This is a genomic window from Enterococcus sp. DIV0213h (genome assembly GCF_051711285.1).
In the GTDB taxonomy this organism is placed as follows: domain Bacteria; phylum Bacillota; class Bacilli; order Lactobacillales; family Enterococcaceae; genus Enterococcus_D; species Enterococcus_D casseliflavus.
The window spans coordinates 1132908-1154537 of record NZ_JBIOMH010000001.1; the positions used below are offsets into that span (position 1 = coordinate 1132908).

Annotated in this window: 18 protein-coding genes; 12 read left to right on the forward strand and 6 right to left on the reverse strand. The window is 42.5% G+C overall.

What is annotated here, in order from left to right:
• Positions 1–339: 339 nt before the first annotated feature.
• Positions 340–1224 carry an ABC transporter ATP-binding protein gene (locus IGI77_RS05170; RefSeq protein ID WP_375836983.1) on the forward strand — a complete coding sequence of 295 codons (885 nt, stop codon included), beginning with the start codon at positions 340–342 and terminating at the stop codon, positions 1222–1224.
• Complete coding sequence (locus IGI77_RS05175) at positions 1221–2036, forward strand: ABC transporter permease subunit (RefSeq protein WP_413153601.1); 816 nt, start codon at positions 1221–1223, stop codon at positions 2034–2036. Before IGI77_RS05170 ends, IGI77_RS05175 begins: the two co-directional genes overlap by 4 nt.
• Before the next feature lie 285 nt (positions 2037–2321).
• On the opposite strand, the gene ypfJ is transcribed toward IGI77_RS05175, so the two are convergent.
• Positions 2322–3212: a KPN_02809 family neutral zinc metallopeptidase gene (ypfJ, locus tag IGI77_RS05180; RefSeq protein ID WP_086291965.1), complete on the reverse strand. Its 891-nt coding sequence runs from the start codon at positions 3210–3212 to the stop codon at positions 2322–2324.
• Between the two features lie 201 nt (positions 3213–3413).
• On the opposite strand from ypfJ, the gene IGI77_RS05185 reads away from it, so the two are divergent.
• The 9 genes from IGI77_RS05185 to IGI77_RS05225 all read left to right on the forward strand — a co-directional run bounded on the left by IGI77_RS05185 (position 3414) and on the right by IGI77_RS05225 (position 14817).
• Complete coding sequence (locus IGI77_RS05185; RefSeq protein WP_015509220.1) at positions 3414–5054, forward strand: BglG family transcription antiterminator; 1641 nt, start codon at positions 3414–3416, stop codon at positions 5052–5054.
• A complete protein-coding gene (locus IGI77_RS05190; RefSeq protein WP_005225412.1) occupies positions 5051–5479 on the forward strand; it encodes a PTS sugar transporter subunit IIA in 429 nt (142 codons plus the stop codon). The genes IGI77_RS05185 and IGI77_RS05190 overlap by 4 nt, the downstream gene beginning before the upstream one ends.
• Positions 5480–5491: 12 nt before the next feature.
• On the forward strand, positions 5492–5773 hold the full coding sequence (locus IGI77_RS05195; RefSeq protein WP_005225413.1) for a PTS sugar transporter subunit IIB: 282 nt from the start codon (positions 5492–5494) through the stop codon (positions 5771–5773).
• Between the two features lie 2 nt (positions 5774–5775).
• Entirely contained in the window at positions 5776–7026 is a 1251-nt protein-coding gene (locus IGI77_RS05200; RefSeq protein ID WP_438769629.1) for a PTS ascorbate transporter subunit IIC, read from the forward strand.
• On the forward strand, positions 7027–7764 hold the full coding sequence (locus tag IGI77_RS05205; protein WP_438769630.1) for an SIS domain-containing protein: 738 nt from the start codon (positions 7027–7029) through the stop codon (positions 7762–7764).
• A gap of 708 nt (positions 7765–8472) precedes the next feature.
• Complete coding sequence (locus IGI77_RS05210; protein ID WP_438769631.1) at positions 8473–10008, forward strand: hypothetical protein; 1536 nt, start codon at positions 8473–8475, stop codon at positions 10006–10008.
• Positions 10009–10075: 67 nt separating this feature from the next.
• The gene (locus IGI77_RS05215) at positions 10076–11644 is read left to right on the forward strand and encodes a hypothetical protein (RefSeq protein WP_438769632.1); all 1569 of its coding nucleotides are present in this window, start codon (positions 10076–10078) and stop codon (positions 11642–11644) included.
• A 70-nt stretch (positions 11645–11714) separates the two neighbouring features.
• Positions 11715–13232, forward strand: a complete 1518-nt coding sequence (locus tag IGI77_RS05220; protein ID WP_438769633.1) for a hypothetical protein — start codon at positions 11715–11717, stop codon at positions 13230–13232.
• 67 nt (positions 13233–13299) lie between these two features.
• Positions 13300–14817 carry a hypothetical protein gene (locus tag IGI77_RS05225; protein ID WP_438769634.1) on the forward strand — a complete coding sequence of 506 codons (1518 nt, stop codon included), beginning with the start codon at positions 13300–13302 and terminating at the stop codon, positions 14815–14817.
• A 351-nt stretch (positions 14818–15168) separates the two neighbouring features.
• On the opposite strand, the gene IGI77_RS05230 is transcribed toward IGI77_RS05225, so the two are convergent.
• Positions 15169–16008, reverse strand: coding sequence for an aldo/keto reductase (locus IGI77_RS05230; protein WP_016610001.1), 840 nt, complete (start codon positions 16006–16008; stop codon positions 15169–15171).
• A gap of 135 nt (positions 16009–16143) precedes the next feature.
• Positions 16144–16971 (reverse strand): manganese catalase family protein, encoded by an 828-nt coding sequence (locus IGI77_RS05235; protein ID WP_005225417.1) that lies wholly within the window; start codon positions 16969–16971, stop codon positions 16144–16146.
• 186 nt (positions 16972–17157) lie between these two features.
• Here IGI77_RS05235 and IGI77_RS05240 point away from each other — a divergent pair, with 186 nt between their 5' ends.
• Positions 17158–18099, forward strand: a complete 942-nt coding sequence (locus tag IGI77_RS05240; protein ID WP_060791764.1) for a magnesium transporter CorA family protein — start codon at positions 17158–17160, stop codon at positions 18097–18099.
• Positions 18100–18171: 72 nt separating this feature from the next.
• On the opposite strand, the gene IGI77_RS05245 is transcribed toward IGI77_RS05240, so the two are convergent.
• The 3 genes from IGI77_RS05245 to IGI77_RS05255 all read right to left on the reverse strand — a co-directional run bounded on the left by IGI77_RS05245 (position 18172) and on the right by IGI77_RS05255 (position 21237).
• Positions 18172–19023 (reverse strand): carbohydrate ABC transporter permease, encoded by an 852-nt coding sequence (locus tag IGI77_RS05245; RefSeq protein WP_438769635.1) that lies wholly within the window; start codon positions 19021–19023, stop codon positions 18172–18174.
• On the reverse strand, positions 19013–19885 hold the full coding sequence (locus IGI77_RS05250) for a carbohydrate ABC transporter permease (protein WP_010747712.1): 873 nt from the start codon (positions 19883–19885) through the stop codon (positions 19013–19015). Before IGI77_RS05250 ends, IGI77_RS05245 begins: the two co-directional genes overlap by 11 nt.
• Before the next feature lie 92 nt (positions 19886–19977).
• Positions 19978–21237 (reverse strand): ABC transporter substrate-binding protein, encoded by a 1260-nt coding sequence (locus IGI77_RS05255; protein ID WP_010747713.1) that lies wholly within the window; start codon positions 21235–21237, stop codon positions 19978–19980.
• Positions 21238–21630 lie beyond the last annotated feature (393 nt).

The window sequence follows — 21630 nt, forward strand, 5'->3', positions numbered from 1 at the left end:
AAAACGCAGGATAGTCAGTCAATTGACTTTAGCGAGTGCTACATTTGCTAAAGTCAGTTGCTGCTAGGTCTGCGTTTTTTTGCCGCAAAAAAAAGGAGCCCGCCAGCGGGGACTGGCGAGATAGGAGTAAAAATGAAAAAGTGTTAGGGTTGTTTGTTGGTATGTATTGATAATAGCGGGAAAATGTGAAAAAAATAGGAAGAGAAAGCAATAGAAGTGTGTCAATCTGTTGATGATTTTCGTAAAACATTCCAGCGTAAGCCTTTTAGATCTTTGATTGACGGAAACATGAAATAAGGCTACACTGATGGCATCAAAGCAGTACAAGGAGGGGACAGGATGGATGCCATTACGATCAACGGACTAAGCAAACAATACAACAAGAAGTACGCCATCGAGAACGTATCATTGCAAGTGGCAGAAGGAGAGATTTTTGGCTTTATCGGACCAAATGGTGCGGGAAAATCAACGACCATCAAAGTATTGTTGAATTTTATCAAACCAGATGCAGGACAGGCGGCGATTTTTGGACGAGATTGCCAACAAGCAGCCAAAGAGATCAAAACGTTTACTGGGTATGTTTCCAGTGATGTACGGTTTTATTCAAAAATGACGACAGCAGAACTACTGGCATTTACGGCGGATTTTCATCAAGTCAAGCAGCCAAAAAAAGAGATTCAGGAGTTGATGGAGCTTTTTCAAATTGATCCAAACAAATCGATCGCAGAACTTTCTTTAGGGAACAAGAAAAAAGTCGGGCTTGCGAGCGCCTTGATTGCACAACCGAGAATGTTGATTTTAGATGAGCCGACCAATGGCTTAGATCCCTTGATCCAAAAACGGCTGTTTGAAGAGCTTCTCAGAAGAAACAAACAGGGGATGACGATTTTTCTATCCAGTCATGATCTGCATGAAATTCAGACCTATGCCCATCGGACCGCCTTTATTCGTAAAGGACAGATCATCACCGTGAAAGAATTGAGTGAGGAAGAAAATTTCGGCAAAGTTGTAACGCTCACGAATGAGGACAGCCTCTCATTAGCCGGCTTGGAAAATGTACAGGTTCTTGCTCAGGAATCACACAGCTTGCGTTTTTTCTATCAAGGGGACATGAATCAGCTGGCACATTTTTTAACCAATCCTGCCATTAAAGAGTTCACGATCGAACACCCAACCCTTGAACAGCAATTTATGCTCCTGTATGAAGGAGGTTCTCAAAAATGACTTTAATGAAAATCGATCTTAAAAATACCTTCAAAGGCTGGCTAGTCTGGGCGATCCTTTTTGCAGCAATCATTTTTGCATTTACGGCTATCTATCCTCAAATGATCACGCCAGAAATGAAAACGTCGTTAGACCAGATGTTGGGCTCTTTCAGCCCAGAATTACTAGGCATCTTTAACATCCAACTGACAGGACCCTCAAGCTTGGTTTCACCGACAGGCTTTTTCGGGTACTACTTTCAATACTTATTTATCGCTGCGTGTATTTATGGGATGCTTTTAGGCTTGAACAGCCTGATCACTGAAGAATCAGAAGGAACGATCGAGTACTTATATGCTCAGCCTATTAGCCGCAGAGAAATCGTTGGGTGGAAGTTCCTCGCTCGATTGTTGTTGCTGACTGGCTTTTGGCTGATTGCTTATGGCAGTAGTCTGGCCTCATTTGCTTTGTTCAAACTGCCTGAAGACGACCTGTCCGCTTTTATAGAAGAAATCAGCAAAATCTTCGTTGCCGAGTACGGTGTTTTAGTCTTCTTCCTCTGTCTAGGTTTCTTTTTATCCACGATCTTGCGTTCCAGCAAACAAACCGCCAGCGTCGGCTTAGGCTGCGTGTTCGGTCTGTATTTGCTCGGCATCGTGGGGGAACTCTACGATAAATTGGAATGGCTGGCAGGACTTTCACCCGTCCGCATAGCATTACCCGTCCAACTCATGGATAACGGCGCCACATCAGTCCTATGGGTACTGCTGCTCGGTATCATCTGTTTCTTTGGCACCTTTTCCCGTTATGAGCGTAAAGACTTGCAAGTCTGAGTATATCAATCAAAAGACAAAAAAAGAGCCTGTCAGCGGGGACTGACAGGCAAAGGAGTAAAAATGAAAAAGTGTTAGGGTTGTTTGTTGGTATGCTTATATAATAGTCTCGAAATGTGAAAAAAGTATGACGAAGCAGGCACGTTTTTGCGAAAAAATCATTGCGAAAGTTAAGAAAGCGTAAAGCGTCCCTTCACCAAAAGGCTTGAAGGGGCAACAAGAACCTAAAATCACTCCGAAGCAGCAGGCGGTTCATGCTGTTTCGGAGTGATTTTTTAGTTGAAGCTACTTGCTCAAGTCAAGGCTATCGACATTAAAGGTGTCGCCATGTGCTAAGTCACCATAACGATAGCCACGGTTAAACCAGTCCACGCGTTGCTGCGATGTGCCGTGCGTAAAACTATCTGGAACAACATAGCCTTGGTATTCTTTTTGCAGCGTATCATCCCCGATAGCATTGGCAGCCGTGATCGCTTCTTGAATGTCGCCAGCTTCTAAAATCGGTTGTCCTTGATAGGTTTCACCTTGTAGATACTTTGCAAAAGTACCAGCTAAGTAGTCAGCTTGCAGTTCCAAACGAACGCTGTACTGATTGTATTCCTTTTCTGAAACTTGCTGGCGGATTTTGTCCAATTGTTGGGTGATCCCCAGCTCATTTTGCACATGATGACCGACTTCATGGGCGATGACATAGGCCATTGCGAAGTCGCCGCTTGCGCCATATTTATCGGAAAGCTCATTGGCAAAGCTCAGATCAAGGTACACATTCTCATCTGCTGGGCAATAAAACGGACCAACCTGTGACGTGGCATAGCCGCATGCCGACTGGACACTTCCCGTAAATAATACAAGTGTCGGGTCTTGATAGGTTTCTTGCCGCTCTTGAAAAACGTCTTGCCAATAATCTTCTAAATAGCCGAACACGACTGCGGAAAACTCTTTTTCCTCCGTGTACTCACTGGTGCCCACATTTTCTGTCTGGTAATTGGCTGCTTGACCGCTGCCACCCAAGACATCCGGCAGCGAACTTAAATCACCACCGCTAAACAGGAAAAATAAAACAGCGATGATCACCGTACCGATCCCGCCACCAGCAGCCAGCATCCCGCCTGAGCCAGATGATCGCCCCGTTCGATCATCGACATTTCTGCTTTGTCTACCCCCACGCCATTTCATGTTATCTCCTCCTATATAAATCCTAGCTTAATTATAAGAGAAAGGCGGCAGATTGTGAAAAAAAGCGCCTTGAAATTGTTATAAAATGCCTGCAGGAGCCTTGAAAATCAAAGTGTACACTCCTTTTAATCATTCTTTAATCTAACAATTAGCCTTCTAATTTGGTACAGTAGCAATAAAATAGAGGTAGAGGGTGAGCGTATGAAAATGAATTATTCGGGGACATCGGAACGAAGGATTTTGATTTTTAAACGGTTGATTGCTGGCGAGCACCTCAGTTATCAGCAGTTAGCAGAGGATTATTTCGTTTCCCGCAGCAGTATTGCAAAAGATATTTCTTATTTAAAAGAACTGTTTCAAAAAGAAAGCTTACGTCTGAGATTTGATAATTCAGGTACATTTTTTGAAGGAAGTGAATCCCAGATCCATCGGGTGCTGAAACGCTTTTGCTTAATGATGCTGGATCAACCAGCGGCGTTTTCCTTGTTGGTGGAACCTGAGAAATACCAGGAAGTAAATCAGGCGTTTCGTCGAGCGTTAGTGGAAAAACAAGTGGAAATGCCCGACAGCTATATCCAAAGTATCGTCCTTTCCATCGTGCTGCTGATCGAACGGGCGAGTCATGCGGAAAACTTAGTGATTGAAGAAAATCGCCAAGTGGGGAAGCTGTTTTTGGAGTTCGACAAATATCCGTTAGTCTATGAGCTACTGAAAGAAATCGAAGAACAGCACATTTATCAATTTTCACCAAAAGAAGTGCAATATCTAACCTACCTGATCGTCGGTAGCGGCTTGAAATTTTTTATGAAAAGTGAAAAAGTTCCTTTCGTCTTTCGGGGAAAAGTACGCAACTTGATTCAAAAAATCAGCGAAGGCTTAGGCACCGACTTGACCCAAGACAATCGATTGGAAGAAGATGTGACGATCCATCTGTATCAACTGCTGTTGCGGATCGAAGCGCAAACCACAGTCATCAACCCTTTGTTAGAGGAAATCAAGCAAAACTATCCTGCCTTGTATGGCGTGGTCTGGTTCTCGCTCCATGATTTTTTGAAAGCGTATCAAGTGGGGATCTCTGATGATGAGATCGGATTTGTCACGATCCATTTTCAAGCAGCGATCGAGCGAATGCGCCGCATGAACAAAATCATTTTTGTCTGTCCCAATGGCGTCGGCACTAGCTCGTTTGTCTCTGCGAAAATTCGTCGCATTCTGCCAGAGATCGACAGTATCGAAACCGTTTCAGTAGAAAAATTAAAGCAGATGGACATCTCGGCGATCGATTTTATTATTTCAACCATCGATCTCGTCGGAATTCAAAAACCTGTGGTGCGGATCTCGCCTATGGTGACCAATCGCGACATGAAGCGGATCATGAATCACTACATCGATTTAGTCATTGATAATGAGGCGGCGGTCGATCAAAATGGTTTACTTCTTCAAGCCCAATCGATGATCCAGCCAACCGTCTTTTTCGAGCGATTTGCCAGCAAAACAGAAGCCATCAATTTTCTGATCGAACAAACCCCTTTTAGTGATGAAAAACGAAAAGCGCAGTTTCAGCAATCCGTCATTGAAAGAGAGCAGCTACAATCAACCTATTTAGATAATGGCTTTGCCATCCCTCATGGCAATCCGAATTATGTCGAAAAAACAGCTATCTCGATTTTGCTTTTGGATCAGCCAGTAGAATGGGGCAACCAAAAAGCCGACATCATTATTTTATTGATGATCCGAGAGGATGAGACGCAAAAGGTGGAACCAATGATGAAATTGATCATGCAAGGAATCGAAAACAAAGAATGGTTCCTATCAAAAATGTTGGAGGTTAAATCAGAATGAAAGTGAAGGATTCTTTGCCTGAAAAGCATATACAAACGGATGAGACAGTGACAGATTGGCGCTCAGCCGTAAAATTAGCCAGCCAGCCCTTGCTGGATGAAGCGCTGATCACGTCAGCTTACATCGAAGCGATGATTCAAAGCGTGGAAGAAAATGGTCCTTACATGGTGTTGGCGGATTACTTTGCGCTGATGCATGCCCGTCCTGGAGAAGGGGTTTTGGAACAAAGTATGAGCCTTTTAGTAACGAAACAGCCCATCGATCTTGAGGGCAAACCGGTACGGATATTTCTTGTCTTAGCCGCCGCAGATAGTCAAAGCCATCTAGAAAGCTTGAAAGAGATCATGGCGATCTTTATGGATGAAGAAAAATACAACGTGATATTAAATGGCGATCGGGAACAAATTTGTCAATTATTCCAATAGGAGGAAAAGGATATGAAAATTTTAGCAGTATGTGGATTTGGTGTAGGAAGCTCAATGGTATTGAAGATGACGATCGACAAGGTGATCAAAGAGTTAGGGTTGACGGCAACTGCTGAGAATACTGATTTATCGACGGCAAAAGCGACACCAGCAGATGTTTATTTTACGAGTAATGAATTATTGAATGAGTTAAAAGCATCCGTGAAAGCACCCGTTTATCCAATCAAAAAGTATATGGATAAAGAAGAAGTCAAACAGCAAATGGAAAAATTTTTAGCTGAAAGAGAGGGATAATCATGAATTTTGTCACGGATTATATTTTAAAAAATCCGCCAGTCCTACTGGGGATCATTGCCATGATTGGGTTATTGGTACAAAGAAAACCTTTTGCAGAAGTCGTCAAAGGAACCTTAACAGCTTCCTTCGGGATGGTGGCATTGACGGCTGGGGTAAATATGTTGGTGGGAACGATCGCACCGATCAATGCAGCGGTTCAAACCCAATTAGGCGTTGCTGTGTCAGATGGGCTCTCTGACATCACCTTTACGGCAGAATACGGCGGAACAGTTGGTTTAGCGATGTTTTTCGGACTTGTCATTCATTTATTGATTGCTCGCTTTACACCTGTGAAGACGATTTTCCTCACCGGTCACATGTTGTGGTGGTTCCCATTCGTCATCGTCGCTGGGGGCGTTGAAGGCGGGCTTACCGGAATCCCATTGTTGATTTTAGGGGCGGTTCTATCTGCTTGTTACTGGTCATTCATGCCATGGATCATGCGTAAATATGTGTGGGATGCCACAGGCGATGATTCATTCTTGATCGGTCATCCAACGGGGATCTTGTCATTGGTTTCAGGATTTGTTGCAAAACGGATCGGAAACAAAGAAAAATCGACGGAAGATTTGAAAGTGCCTGAAAATCTCTCGTTTTTCCGTGAAATATCGATTACTGGCGCGTTAGTGATGTTTTTGATGAATATCGTTATCGGTTTGATTGCGCCCGTATTAGTTCCTGAAGGGGGCAACTTGGTGATGTTTGCGGTTGATGCTGGCTTGAACTTCGGTGCAGGATTATTGATCATGTTGTATGGGGTACGTCTATTGATCAACCAAATCATTCCCGCCTTTCAAGGGATCGCAGAAAAAGTCGTTCCTGGAGCAAAACCAGCTTTTGATGTGCCCATCTTGTTCAACTATCGTCCAAATGCTGTAATCATCGGCTTTATCGTGGCGATGATCACCTCAACGATTTTAGTGGTCATTGCCAATACGACCAACGTCTTTGGCATTTTGATCGTTCCTTTAGTTATCACTAGCTTCTTTGAATGTGGCGGTGCTGCGGTGATCGGCGAAGGACAAGGGGGCTTGCGAGGTGCCATTATTGGTACGATCACAGCTTCTGTCGTTATGGTAGCACTCGTTGGGATCTCTGCAGCGTTGTTCTCAACGACGATTCAAAACTGGATCTTGATTTTCGGTGGGAACGATTTATCTCTATGGGGCATCCTTGGTGAATTGATCGGCAAGCTGTTTGGAGGGTTTTAAATGTTTCAATACTTTGAAAAAGCAAAAGAACTATTGTCTATTGTAGAAGAAAAAGAAGCACCAGTGATTGAGCAAGCCATTGAATTACTGACGCAAACGAACTTGACCAAAAAAGCCATCTACATTTTTGGCGCAAGTCACGCTGGGATCTTAGCTGAAGAGATGTATTATCGAGCAGGTGGCATGATGACCATCAATGCGATCTTTGGAAGAGAACTGATGCTTGATCGCAGCCCAATCACCTTCACTAGTAAAATGGAGCGCTTAGAAGGCTACGGTAGTGCCTTGGCGGCGACCCAACCCTTTACAGCAGGTGATGTGCTGATCTTGCATTCGGTGTCTGGGCGAAACCCAGTTATCATCGATATGGCGCTTCATGCCAAAGAAAAAGGAGTCAAGATCATCGCATTAACGAATCTTACCTATTCGAAAACAGTCACCAGCCGCCATACTTCAGGCTTGCGTTTGTTTGAAACGGCGGATATCGTCATCGACAATCATGGGGAGATTGGCGATGCTGCGTGTACGATTCCTGACGTCGAACAAAAAGTCGGCCCCACATCCACCGTAGTCGGCGCAACGATCTTAAATGCGATCATCGTTGAAGTTTGCCAAAAACTAAAAGAAGCCGGTGTCGACTATCCGCCGATTTTTTACTCAGCGAACCTGGACGGCGGGGATGAATTGAACCAGTCCCTGTTTGAAAAGTACCAAAAAGCGATCCATTATCAGCTGTAAGTCAAGAGTTAGTCGTTCCTTAGCGAACTAAGACGGTCAAAGAAACCATTCAAGACATTTTCTCCTTGCGAGAGAATGTCTTTTTTTGCTTACTTGTTAGAAAAGGGCAGGAGCATAGGGATGAAAATGCGATTCAAGCAAAGAAGGCTTAAACTAGAATTGTGTATTTTTACTTAATAATGGTCTTTAAAAATAAAAATATATAAAATAATAGCTGAAATATGAATAAAATACTATAAAAACGATTGTTGTTTAACTTCCCGCTCGGTATAATTAGCTTGGGAGCTACAGCAAGACAACAAATAATGAATAAAAAATCTACAAACCGTTGATTAGAAAGGAGCAGCTTATGGAGTAGGTAGAGAGGAAGATCGAAAAAAGACAACATTGTAAGAGTAACAGATGGTGAATTCTTCCACATCTCTAACTTCCAGCAATTAGCAGAAATCTTTGAAAAAATTCGTTACGAGCTATTTGACGAAGATATCCAAAAGCTGCAAATCGAACTTTCAGATACTATTGCTCAAAATCTTCAGACGACCAATGTGGAGTCTGAACGTTTAGCAGCATAGAGTTCTTTTTAAGGAATATGAATTTGTTGTTCATCAAATGGTTGTCAATTAGTTGATGTTTAACTAATGAAAAAATAATCATTTGATGAACATTTTTCATAAACTTACAAAATCTTAGATGTAAGGAGTGAATTGAATGCAATCAGATAAACGCATAACAGCAATGAGTCAGAAAGAGGCTGATAGAGCAGATCCATTATGTACCATTCTTTGTATTTTATTTATCTGTTTCACCAACTGTCACGTTTTAGTTTTACCTGTAAAAGCAGCCGAAGTTTCAGATGCTGATTCAATTCAGATAGAAGGCACCTTAGCCGCCATCCTTAACAGCGAAAGGAATACCCCAGAACCCACAGAGCCACTCACTGAACCATTGCTGGAAATCGTCACAGAGCTACCCGATTCAGAACTAATGATTCCCTTCTTTGAATTGATTTATGCGGTAACACCAAGCGAGGGGGAAATGCTGAAAGAAGTCTATGTCAATGTGAACGGCGAATACGATCGGCATCTGTATCAAAGAGCGATAGGGGAACCCAAGGTGACGGAGCGAACATTCGGTGAGGCACGACTCTTTCTCTCTAGCGACCAAAAGGAAAGTTACTTTGAATTGGTCGCCGTCGATAGTGGTGGTGCTGTCAGTAGCTATTTTATTGAGCAGTCATTTTGGTTGTCCGAAAATCCTAAACCGCCGTTACCGACTATCGCTGATGTAACGACGGAAGATTATTATGGGGAAGAAGTGACCTTTATTAATAATCGGCTCCATCTCCAATTGAATAATGAGAAATTCGTGCAAGAAAATGAAGTGAATGCCAAAAAATTTTTAGATGATTTGCTTGATGAACTTGCATATTACGACATGGTATTGATTGCTGGTCCAGACAAGAATGCCCGAGTAACGATTCAGTTAAAACAAACACCTTATAGAGAGCTTAATAGATTTATTCGTGATTTAAAAACATTTACTGAGGATATTGTTACCGACGGAGAAATTGAAGAAATGACTTTAGCAGCGGCAGAACGATTACCGAGGACAGAGGAACCTGTCAATCGTTCTGTAGAATTCAAACCAGAGATGCTAAAAATCGGCTGGGTACCTGGTTTGTTTTTCCGAAGGTATCAGGACAATGTGATAATGTTCAAATTTCATGAGGAATCCGCTTTTTTAAATCCGGAGTCGTTTCCTGAAACTTATCTTAGCAAGGCACTGATAAAAGAAAAAATTGATGAAGCTGTTGCAACGATTGGCGGCGTTCGTTTAGAAGAAAATCGACCTTCCTATCCTTATGTGGAAGTAGGCGTTGCAGGAAATACCCCAAGGAATTTAGTAAAAAAAGGGCAGCAACTACTAACTGATTATCCAGAGATATTTTCGGAAGCAAATTTAATAATCAGAGAAATTCAGAAACTTCATAATGTGTCAGATGTTTATTTACCACGATGGCGTGTTATGAGTATCTTTGAAGAACGGAACTCCCCTATCTTAGCAATCATCAACCCGAATGGCACAGTTTCTTCGTTAACGGATATAGGTTGGCACGGCGTGACTGTTAGTATGGCGTTAGTGATAGGATTTGGTTCTATCGGCTTTATTGTGTTTATATTTGAATTTTTTGCTTGTCAAAGGGCAGAAAAACGGAAAAGGAATAGACAATCAGGTAAAAACTGATTCTCGTTGGCCATTCTTAAATTCTAATAGAATTCTGTTACCTCCAAAGAAGAAAGGAGCAAAGCAAATGCAAGCCGAGGGACAAACAAATTCAACAGAAGAGAAATTTTTTGAAAATATCTTTCCCATCTATAAAATCTTTTGTCTGTTTTTCTTTACTCTTGCCATCTATCATATGACCAGTTGGCAAGTATCAGCAGCCGAAGGACCAACCGACCAGTCCCAAGGCACCTTAGCCGCCATCCTCAACAGCGAAAGGAATACCCCAGAACCCACAGAGCCACTCACTGAACCATTGCTGGAAATCGTCACGGAACTTCCCGATTCAGAACTAATGGTTCCCTTTTTGGAATTGATCTATGCAGTGACACCAAGCGAGGGGGAAACGCTGGAAGAAGTCTATGTTAAGGTAAATGGCGTATTCGATCGACATTTGTATCAAAGAAAAGCGGGAGAACCTGAAGTCACAGAGCGAACATTCGGTGAAGCTCGTCTCTTTCTTTCTACCGATGAACAGAAAAGTAAATTTGAACTGGTCGCCGTCGACAGTAGCAATCTAAGTGCCATCTACCCCATTGAGCAATCATTTTTTATGGCAGAAAATCCTGTGCCGCCGTTACCGTCTACGGCTGATGTATCAACAATAGATTTTCACGGAGAAGAAGTGACTTTCATTAATAACAGACTTCAACTTCAATTAAGTAGTAGTCATTACAATCAAGAGGACAGGAAGAAGAATGAATCAGCGGTTCTTCAATTGCTAGATGAACTCTCTTACTATGATATTGAAATGATTGCTGGACCAGATAAAAACGGCTCTGTGACAGTTGGCTTGAAGCAAAACTCTTACTCATCTCTTTATCATCTTATTAACGATTTACCCTCTTTTTCTGATTTTTTAATAACTGATGCAAAAATTGAAGAAATCGATTTGGCAACAGCTGAACTGATTCCAAGTGAAGATTCTTCAATCAATCGCTCTGGTGAATTAGAGCCGAAAATGGTAAAAATTGGCTGGGTACCGGGTTTGTTTTTCCGAAGGTATCAGCACGATATGATAGGGTTTAAATTACAGGAGGAAACCTCGTTTTTAAACCAAGAATCGTTTCCTGAAACTTATCTTAGTAGGGCAATGATCAATAAAAAAATCGATGAAGTCGTTTCAGAGATTGACGGCATTCGTATAGATGGAAACCAAGCAAATGATCTTAGTGGAACCAAACTATTTTCGAGTATGAATATTCGGAATGTTCATTTAGAAGGAAATTATCCTTTTGTTCGTGTGAGCCTACCTAGTCATTCACCCAGAGGATTAATAAAAAACGCCAAAACACTACTAAAGGATCATTCGGAAGTTTTTGAGAAATCCTATCTAATGATTGTTACAGATATAGAATCATCATCTAGTGTGGGGATACCAGAAGTTAACACTCAGGGAAGACAATTGCCTGAGTTTGAGCATGAAGTCTATCGTTATTGGGCGACTATCAATAAATATGGTACTGTATCCTCTTTGATTGAAATAGGCTTAAAAGGGTTATCCATAACTATGAAAGTGATGTTAGGTATTATGATGCTTTGTGTCACTTTGACGTCTGGAATAATTGTTTACCGAAGGAAAAAAAGAGTATTGTGAAAATTTAGAAACATATGCATCAACCTTATTAACGATAACAGTTCGATTTTGTACGTAAGGAATGAATGGAATGAACAAAAACAAGCAATCATTAAAATCAAAAAAACTCTTTCGCAGTTACAAAATTTTCTTCCTGATTTTCCTTGCTCTTGCCAGCAATCTTATTACGAGCATACAAGTATCAGCAGCCGAAGGACCAATCGACCAGTCCCAAGGCGTCTTAGCTGACATCCTCAACAGCGAAAGGAATACCTCAGAACCTACAGAGCCACTCACTGAACCATTGCTAGAAATCGTCACAGAGCTACCCGATTCAGAACTAATGATTCCCTTTTTTGAATTGATTTATGCGGTCACACCAAGTGAGGGGGAAATGCTGAAAGAAGTCTATGTTAATGTGAACGGTGAATATGATCGGCATTTGTATCAAAGAGCGATGGGGGAGCCCAAGGTCACGGAGCGAACATTTGGTGAGGCGAGGCTTTTTCTTTCTAGTGACCAACAGGAAAGTAAATTTGAATTGGTCGCCGTCGATAGTGGTGGTGCTGTCAGTAGCTATTTTATTGAGCAGTCATTTTGGTTGTCCGAAAATCCTAAACCGCCGTTACCGACTATCGCTGATGTAACGACGGAAGATTATTATGGGGAAGAAGTGACCTTTATTAATAATCGGCTCCATCTCCAATTGAACGGTGAGAGTTTTACGCGAGAAAATGAGGGAGGGTTCGAAACGATGCTTGACCTTGTTCTTGATGAATTTTCTTACTACGATATGGAGCTGATCGCTGGACCAGACAGAAATGATCGAGTAGTGATCCAGTTGAAGCAAACCTCGTATGAGGAACTGGACAGACTTATTTCTGATTTGAATCTTTTCACGCGTGGTGTGATTGCCAATGGGAGGAGAGAGGAAATCGATTTAGCAGCGGCTGAACGTCTCCCAAAAACAGAGGAACCTGTCAATCGTTCTGTAGAATTCAAACCAGAGATGCTAAAAGTCGGCTGGGTACCAGGTTTGTTTTTCCGAAGATATCAGGACAACGTGGTAGGTTTCAAGCTGCATGAAGAAACTACATTTTTAAATCCAGAGTCATTTCCTGAAACTTATCTCAGTAAGACGCTGCTAAAAGAAAAAATCGATGAAGCTGTTGCAACGATTGGCGGCGTTCGTTTAGAAGAAAATCAACCCATTTACCCTAGTGTAAAAGTAGGTGTAGCAGGAAATACACCAAGGAATTTAGTAAAAAAAGGGCAACAACTACTGACGGATTATCCCGAAGTCTTTTCAAAAGGGTATGTAATAATCAGAGAAAGGCAAAATATTTATGGTTATGGTACCACAGACGAATACAAACGACGATGGCGTGTTAGGAGTAATTTTGAAGAACGGAACTACCCTATCTGGGCAATCATCAACCCGAATGGCAAAATTACGTCGTTAACGAGTATGGGCTGGGATGGTGTGACTGTTAGCATGGCGTTAGTGATAGGATTTGGTTCTATCGGCTTTATTGTGTTTATATTTGAATTTTTTGCTTGTCAAAGGGCAGAAAAACGGAAAAGTAATAGACAATCAGGTGAAAACTGATTCTCGTTGGCCATTCTTAAATTCTAATAGAATTCTGTTACCTCCAAAGAAGAAAGGAGCAAAGTGAATGCAAGTCGCTGCGCAAATAAATTCAACCGACGAAAAAGGCATTAAAAACCTCTTTCACAACCATAAAATCTTTAGTCTGTGTTTTTTTGCTCTTGCCATTTATCATATGACCAGTTGGCAAGTATTAGCAGTCGAAGTACCAACCGGCCAGTCTCAAGGCGTCTTAGCCGACATCCTCAACAGCGAAAGGAATACCCCGGAACCCACTGAGCCGCTCACTGAACCATTGCTGGAAATCGTCACGGAACTTCCCGATTCAGAATTAATGATTCCCTTTATTGAATTGATTTATGCAGTGACACCAAGTGCGGGGCAAACGCTGGAAGAAGTCTATGTCAATGTGAACGGCGAATACGATCGACATTTGTATCAAAGAAAAGCGGGAGAACCTGAAGTCACAGAGCGAACATTCGGTGAAGCTCGTCTCTTTCTTTCTACCGATGAACAGGAGAGCCGATTTGAATTGGTCGCCGTCGATAGCAGTAACAGAAGGACTTATTATCCCATTGAGCAGTCATTTTGGCTATCCGAAAATCCCGAACCACCGTCGCCGACTATCGCTGATGTAACGACGGAAGAGTATTCCGGTGAAGAAGTGACCTTTATTAATAATCGGCTCCATCTCCAATTGAACCGTGAGACTTATACGCAAAAAAATGATGAAGGGTTCGAAACGATGCTTGACCTTGTTCTTGATGAATTTTCCTACTACGATATGGAGCTGATCGCTGGACCAGACAGAAATGATCGAGTAGTGATCCAGTTGAAGCAAACCTCGTATGAGGAACTGGACAGACTTATTTCTGATTTGAATCTTTTCACGCGTGATGTGATTGCCAATGGGAGGAGAGAGGAAATCGATTTAGCAGCGGCTGAACGTCTCCCAAAAACAGAGGAACCTGTCAATCGTTCTGTAGAATTCACACCAGAGATGCTAAAAATCGGCTGGGTACCTGGTTTGTTTTTCCGAAGGTATCAGGACAACGTGGTAGGTTTCAAGCTGCATGAAGAAACCACATTTTTAAATCCAGAGTCATTTCCTGAAACTTATCTCAGTAAGGCGCTGCTAAAAGAAAAAATCGATGAAGCTGTTGCAACGATTGGCGGCGTTCATTTAGAAGAAAATCGACCTTCCTATCCTTATGTAGAAATAAGTGTAGGAGAAAATACACCAAGGAATTTAGTGAAAAAAGGGCAACAACTACTAACTGATTATCCCGAAGTCTTTTCAAAAGGGTATGTAATAATCAGAGAAAGTCAAAAACTTCATAGTGTGCCAGATGTCTATCTACGACGACGGCGTGTTATGATCACCTTTGAAGAACGGAACTATCCTATCTGGGCGACCATCAATAAGAATGGCACAGTATCATCCATATACAAAATGGGCTTAAGAGGGCTGCCGACTATCGTGAAACTACTAGGAGGCGCCGGTCTATTTTGTGGCATTCTGAGTTTCGCCATCTTCATTTACCGAAAAAGACCTCCTCGCAAGAAACACGAATTTTGGGGATAATGTTCACTGATGGGCATGTGGAAATTCCTTTCAAGCTGAAGGAGAACGGGGGAAACGCTGTTGTCTTTAAGTGTCTTAACAGTGAAGGACAACCTTCTTTCGAGAAACCGACATTCGATTAAAAGCTGTGATGAACGCCTAGCTGACGCTTGTCACCTTTAAGAAAATCGAACTGCTAGCAAGGGAATTTCTGCCAAAAAGAATATTTTGATCGTACGACTTTGATCCACGCAAAGCTAACCACTGGAGCCTTGGTTACATAAAAAACCTCTCAAAAGCAGCTGGTCGCTGATTTTTGAGAGGTTTTGTCTGCCAAGAGATAGCTATGGTGTTTTTTTCAGTTGAAATTGTTTATTCAAATTCTTCATACTCATTTGGGTCTTGACCATCGATGCGGCCGTCTGCTTTGTTTAACTGATTGATTTGATTGATTTCATCTTCAGTCAGTTCAAAGTCGAAGATCGCAAGATTTTCTCGTTGATGGGCGAGGTTTCTTGATTTTGGAAGGGGCAAAATGCCACGATCCACATGCCAGCGCAAGATGATTTGACCAGCTGATTTTTGGTATTTTTCAGCTAATTCAGTGATCAGTGGTTCTTTCAGGGCATCGCTGCCACGACCTAATGGGCTCCAAGCTTCCGTTACGATGCCGCGTTTTTTGTTTTCTGCGACCATTCGTTCTTGGACCCAGTAAGGATGGATCTCAATTTGATTTAGTGCAGGAGTCACACCAGTTGCTTCAATGATGGCATCCAAATGTTCTGGTTCAAAATTGGAAACGCCGATGGAACGGATCAAGCCTAATTTTTGGGCGGTCACTAAGGCTTGCCAAGCTTCGACATATTTGCCGCGTTTTGGTAATGGCCAGTGGATCAAAAAGGCATCGAAGTAGTCGAGCCCCATGCGAGCAAGGGATTCTTGAATGCTGGTTAAGGCATCATCATAGCCATGGTATTTTCCTGGTAATTTTGAGGTGATATAAAATTCTGAACGTGGGATACCAGAGCGACGGATCGCTTTGCCGACAATGCCTTCATTGTCATAATTGGTTGAAGAATCGATCAAGCGATACCCGTCGGCGATCGCTGCTTGCAGCTGGCTCAATCCTTCGCCACCACGGATCTGATAGGTACCGATGCCCACTGCGGGGCGTAAATTGCCGTCGTTTAATGTCAGTAAAGGTGCTTTCATAAAATGATTCCTCCTTTTCTTCTCTACATTCTACTCTAACGCTTTTTTGACAGGAACGTAACCAACTTGCTCAAACAGACAAAGAAAAAAGAGCAACGGTTTCTGTTTCAGAAACAATTGCTCTTTTTGATCAAATTATTTTTCAGGCGGTGTGCCATACATTTTTGGTGTGACTTGATCGAGTTTTGGCGCTTTTCCTTCGACTTTTGGTTCGTCTAGCCATTGGTATTCGCCTTCACCATCAAGGGCTTTGCCTTTCGCCCAAGAGCCTTCTTTACTTTGGTCGCCTTCTGAGAAGTTATAGAAATCATAAGCGATATCTAAGCGTTCGTTTTTGCGGTCAAAGGTAGTCGGCACTAAAATCGAGCCTTCGTTTTCTTCCAATTCTTTCACGGCAGCTGCCCAAAGATTTTGGTGGTAGCTATCACGCGCTAATAAGACCGAAAGTAAGTCTTTGACCCCACGGTCATCGATCATTTCATAGATGCGTGCTACTTGCAGACGACCTTGTGATTCCGCATTTAAGTTGGCACGAAAATCAGCAAGTAAGTTGCCACTAGCAATGATATACGCACCTGACCATGGATTGCCGACGCTATCCGCAGGACGTGGTCCTAAGCCTGCAACGATGGCATGTTGCGGATTCATTCCAGAAATGATCGCACCGATCGTTGGGTCTTTTTTCATAGCCGCTTCTTGATCTTCCACAGGTGCACCTTCCAGTAGACGTGCAACCATCGTTGCTAACATTTCAACGTGTCCAAGCTCTTCAGTAGCGATATCCATTAACATGTCTTTGTATTTTTCTTCCCCACGGCAGCTCCATCCTTGGAATAAGTATTGCATGGCAACACTCATTTCTCCATATTGTCCACCGATTAATTCTTGAAGGTATTTCGCAACTAACGGATTTGGTTTTTCTGGCTTAGCTTCAAACTGTAATTCTTTCTGATGACGAAACATACGATTCCTCCTAAAATTTTTTTATTGGGCCCATAAAAAGTTTCTCATGAATCGAAACGTTCGTCTAATAAAACGCACTTTGCCAAAATGAAAAAAGCATCGAAAAGAAAAGCCATTTATTTTGACAAAAAGCCGTAAGCGTTAGATAGTTAAATTAAGAGAGAATTAGAAAAGGAGCGAGTCACCATGTTTCAGTATTACAAAATGGAAGACCGAAAAATAAGGAAATCTTCGGAGGAGGATTACAATTGGCTAGTGGTTTCTGGCACAGATCCAGAGGAACAACGACACTTGTTAGATAAGTATCAACTGCCTGAAGATATTTTTATTGGCGCCAATGAACCGGAAGAAGTGTCACGTTTGGAATACTTGCGCAACACCAAGTTAAATCATCCGATTCTCTATACTTTGATCGATTTGTCGGAAGTGACACAAGATCGGATCGAAGACCGTCTTGAGCCTGTGACTTTTATCTACACCAAGGATCTGTTGATCACCTACGTATCTGAACAATCCAATCTGATCAAACGATTGATCGAAAAGCATGAGCAAGATATCCAGCGGTATGAAGATATTGTTGCTTATGCCACGTTGATGATCTACACCCATTACATCAAAGGTCTGCAGGAGATGAAGAAGCAAATCGATGATTTGGATCAAGCAGCCCGTAAAACGACGGAAAACAAGGAATTGTTTAACTTAGCCGATACCGAGCGAGACATGGTCTATCTTGATCACACCTTGCGGGACCAAAACCATACTGTCGATCGATTGATGGATCGCAAAGAATTTTTGGATCGTTTGGATAATGAAGCACTCGTTTATGACATCAAGCTGCGGCAGAAATTTGCCATGAAAATGGTCACTATCTATCGCGACTTGTTAGAAACCATCGGTGGCTTGTTCTCCGATATGATGGACAACAATCTAAACCATCTGATGAAATACTTAGATTCTGCGGCATTAGTGGTGGCTGTGCCGTCCTTGATCGCGGGGCTATGGGGGATCAACACCGGAGGACTGCCAGGAAAAGACAATGCGATCGGTACGATCGTCGTCTTTGGCTTGGCTATTTTAGTCGGCATTTTAACTGCCGTCTACTTGTCACGAAAAGACTTTTCAAAATAAAAAGTGCCGCTGCTCTGTTGCACCATTCATCCATAAAAGGAGAAAGGTGTGACGAAGCAGTCGGCACTTTTTTTATTTTAGTCCGCTGTCTAAATTGCTGTCGAGAATCCAGCGCTGAAAGGCGAGGAAGACCAGCAGCAAAGGCAAAATGGAAATTACCGAGGCAGCGATCAAAATCGTCCAATTGATATTTTCCGCGCCCACCAAGCTGCGGATCGCCACTTGCAAGGTGTATTTTTTCGGATCATTCAAGACGATCAAGGGCCAGATATAATCATTCCAACGCCACTGGAAGGAAAAGATCCCCAGTGTCATAATGATTGGTCGGGCAATCGGCAGCATGATTTTCAAAAAGATCATCCCATCCGAAGCGCCATCGATGCGGGCTGATTCAATCAGATCGTCAGGAACGGAGACGAAAAAGGTTCGGAACATAAAGATACCTGTTGCTGTATTGATGGAAGGGATGATGATCCCCAATAAGTTATCATATAAGCCTAGTGAACGAATGACAGAAAACGTTGGGTTCATGATAACTTCCGTCGGCAGCATGGTGGTGGCGATGATACAGATGAAGAAAAAACGCAGCCATTTGGCATCGTATTTTGCAAAGGCATAGCCACAGGCGGCGCTGACTAGGATCGTCAATAAAGTGGTGACCACCGCTGAAATCAACGTATTATTGAAGAAACGAAAGAAATCCAATGTTGTCCAAGCATCAATAAAGTTTTGAATGGTTGGATTTTCAGGAATGATTTTCAAGGGATAAGCAAATAGTTCAGTCCCTGGTTTAAAGGCACTTAATAAGAACCAAAGTAGTGGAAAAAGGTACAGCAGGGAAGTGATGATCAGTGCCAGCGTTAAAAAAAACATCGCTGACTTTCTTGTGACAGGTCGTTTGGTTTTGATGGTCTTAGATGTCATTCTTGCCGCCTCCAATCTTCATTTGTGCTAAGCCTAACAGTAAAAGAATCACGAAAAGTACCATGGAGGCAGCACTGGCATAGCCGACCCGCATTTTGTCAAACCCAGTCGTATAGATATATTGCACGATCAACATGTTGTCGGTTCCTGGACCACCATTGGTCAGCGATTGCACGAGGGCGAACTCTTTCATAGCGCCGATCGAAGCCAATAAGATGACCATAAAGGAAGTCGGCCGCAGCATAGGCAAGGTGATGTAGCGTAATTTATGCCCAAAGCTGGCGCCGTCGATCTCGGCAGCTTCATACAATGAGCGAGGGATATTTTTCAAAGCTGCAGTAAATTGCAGCATGTTAAAGGCAGTCCCGCCCCAGATGGCAGCCAAAATAATGACAGAAAAGGCAGCATTCGAGTCGGTAAACCACGGGACAGTTTGTTGTCCTGCTTGCTCTAGAATAAAGTTGATAAAGCCAAAGTTTTCACCAAACAGCCATTTCCAGATAACCCCAGCGATGATCCCAGAGATAGTCCATGGTAAGAAAAAAATGATCTTTGCGAAAAATTTGCCTTTCGCCAGCTGACTGTTCAACATCAAAGCGACGGCGAGAGAAACGACATAGATACTTGGGACCAGAATGATCACATAACGAAATGTACGAAATAGTGCTTTATAGAAGCTGGCGTCTTGAAACAATTCTTGATAATTCGCCAAGCCGATAAAATTGGCTGTCGCAAAGCCTTTATAGTCGGTTAACGAGTAATAAAGTCCTAAGAGTGCTGGAATCAAAAAGAAGATAATGAACAAAATGATGCTTGCGCCAGTGAATAGCAACGGCCATTTGTTTTTTTGTAAAGTACTCACAGAAAATTCCTCCTCCGACGATCGTATCAGCAACAAAGAACCCGCAGTCTGCAAAAAGCCAGACTATGGGTTCTTTGTGGTTGAACGTCTGTTTATTTCTTCAAAAACCCATCATTGTAATCCTTGATCGTCTTGTCGATTGCCTCATCTAATGTAATTTCATCATTTAATACTTGCACGATGGCATCACGGTAAGCCCCTGTCAATCCAGTGTAGCCTTTCATACTCATCGTCACTTGATCGGTGGTTTGCTTGCTGCTGATTGGTTGAGCAGCGGCTGCGATCTCTTGGTTGTAGATTTCATAAGCATCCTGGCCTTGTTCATAGTCGACCGTCAAATCTTCCACCGCAGGTAAGTAACCAGCATAGGTACAAAGCTGTTTGTAATTTTCTTCTTCGTACAACCATTTGATGAATTTTTCGCCTTCTTCACTGTTTTTACTATTGTTGAAGCCAGTGATGAAGTTGCCGCCCATATTGACCGCGCGGGTCTCTTCATAAGGAGAATAGGTGGATTGCCAGTTAAAGTTGCTGATGTTGGTAGAAAAATCAACGATCTGCCAGCTGCCAGAAAAGTAAGCTGGAACACGGCCGCTCTTGAACATAGCAGAAGCATCTTCTCCAGAGGTCCAAACCGATTTTGGCATCACTTCGTCATTGTTCAAATCAACAAATTTTTGCAAAGCCGCTTTCGTAGCATCATCGGTCGTGTAAGAATCACCGCTGTCATCTAAAAAGAAATCTTGTCCCCCGTATTGATAGGTGAAAGCCCGTAAACGGTGATCCGACGCGTCCATGACCATACCGTATTTGGCATCGGTTTTTTCAACGACTTCATTGATCGCGGTTAAAAATTCATCCCAAGTCCAAATGTCCTCTTCCGAAGTGGGGTAGGTCACACCAGCTTCGTCAAACAAATCCGTATTGATAAACAACCCAGTGGCAGTGACATCAGAAGGAAGTGCTTTGACGACATCTGCTTCATCTTTGATCGTCATCGATTCCAATGTGTTTGCCTCACTGGCGATGTCTGATAGATCCATCAGATAGTCATTCCAGTCAGGTTGAACAGTAGAAACCCGCACGACTTCTGGCGCATCATCCGCTTGAACAGCTTTGGTGATCTTTGTCAGCAAGTCTGCATAAGGCACGTCGGTGACTTCGACAGTCACACCAGTTTCTTCCTTGTATTTTTCCGCCATTTTCGAATAAGCGCCGCCTTCACTGGTATCTCCAGAAACGAACATACGAATCTGCTTGTTCTCGCTGGCACTGTCACCACTGCCGCAGCCAGCGACCCCTAACATCACTGCCGCCAAAGACAAAATTGAATACCCTATTTTTTTGTTCATTTTGTTCCTCTCCTTTATTGAATGATTTTTGTTCAAAAAAACGTTTCCAATCGAAAACGATCGAAACGTCCCCCAATGAAAAATAGCTGATGTACTGAAAAGATAGCAGTCCTAGGACTGATCGAGGAGTGAAAAGTGCCAATTATCTGACAAAATAAGAGTGGTTCTCCCTCAGTTTAGCGGATAAGATGCAAAATACAAAATAAAACGATTTCAAAAAATGCACCAATACTAAAAAAAACGAATTAAAGCTCTTACAACGATAATTAAGAAGTGCTGATAAACGTTAATATAACAAGGTTTGAAAATTATTTTTGCAAATTGAGTGCAAATCTTTTGTCTAAAACGGGGATTAAGCGTAACATAATATGTGTAATAACTACTTAAAAGAAA

Bases quoted from the DNA above. Each gene is read 5' to 3' on its own strand.
- IGI77_RS05170 (WP_375836983.1), top strand. From the start codon at position 340: ATGGATGCCATTACGATCAACGGACTAAGCAAACAATACAACAAGAAG.
- IGI77_RS05175 (WP_413153601.1), top strand. From the start codon at position 1,221: ATGACTTTAATGAAAATCGATCTTAAAAATACCTTCAAAGGCTGGCTA.
- ypfJ (WP_086291965.1), bottom strand. From the start codon at position 3,212: ATGAAATGGCGTGGGGGTAGACAAAGCAGAAATGTCGATGATCGAACG.
- IGI77_RS05185 (WP_015509220.1), top strand. From the start codon at position 3,414: ATGAAAATGAATTATTCGGGGACATCGGAACGAAGGATTTTGATTTTT.
- IGI77_RS05190 (WP_005225412.1), top strand. From the start codon at position 5,051: ATGAAAGTGAAGGATTCTTTGCCTGAAAAGCATATACAAACGGATGAG.
- IGI77_RS05195 (WP_005225413.1), top strand. From the start codon at position 5,492: ATGAAAATTTTAGCAGTATGTGGATTTGGTGTAGGAAGCTCAATGGTA.
- IGI77_RS05200 (WP_438769629.1), top strand. From the start codon at position 5,776: ATGAATTTTGTCACGGATTATATTTTAAAAAATCCGCCAGTCCTACTG.
- IGI77_RS05205 (WP_438769630.1), top strand. From the start codon at position 7,027: ATGTTTCAATACTTTGAAAAAGCAAAAGAACTATTGTCTATTGTAGAA.
- IGI77_RS05210 (WP_438769631.1), top strand. From the start codon at position 8,473: ATGCAATCAGATAAACGCATAACAGCAATGAGTCAGAAAGAGGCTGAT.
- IGI77_RS05215 (WP_438769632.1), top strand. From the start codon at position 10,076: ATGCAAGCCGAGGGACAAACAAATTCAACAGAAGAGAAATTTTTTGAA.
- IGI77_RS05220 (WP_438769633.1), top strand. From the start codon at position 11,715: ATGAACAAAAACAAGCAATCATTAAAATCAAAAAAACTCTTTCGCAGT.
- IGI77_RS05225 (WP_438769634.1), top strand. From the start codon at position 13,300: ATGCAAGTCGCTGCGCAAATAAATTCAACCGACGAAAAAGGCATTAAA.
- IGI77_RS05230 (WP_016610001.1), bottom strand. From the start codon at position 16,008: ATGAAAGCACCTTTACTGACATTAAACGACGGCAATTTACGCCCCGCA.
- IGI77_RS05235 (WP_005225417.1), bottom strand. From the start codon at position 16,971: ATGTTTCGTCATCAGAAAGAATTACAGTTTGAAGCTAAGCCAGAAAAA.
- IGI77_RS05240 (WP_060791764.1), top strand. From the start codon at position 17,158: ATGTTTCAGTATTACAAAATGGAAGACCGAAAAATAAGGAAATCTTCG.
- IGI77_RS05245 (WP_438769635.1), bottom strand. From the start codon at position 19,023: ATGACATCTAAGACCATCAAAACCAAACGACCTGTCACAAGAAAGTCA.
- IGI77_RS05255 (WP_010747713.1), bottom strand. From the start codon at position 21,237: ATGAACAAAAAAATAGGGTATTCAATTTTGTCTTTGGCGGCAGTGATG.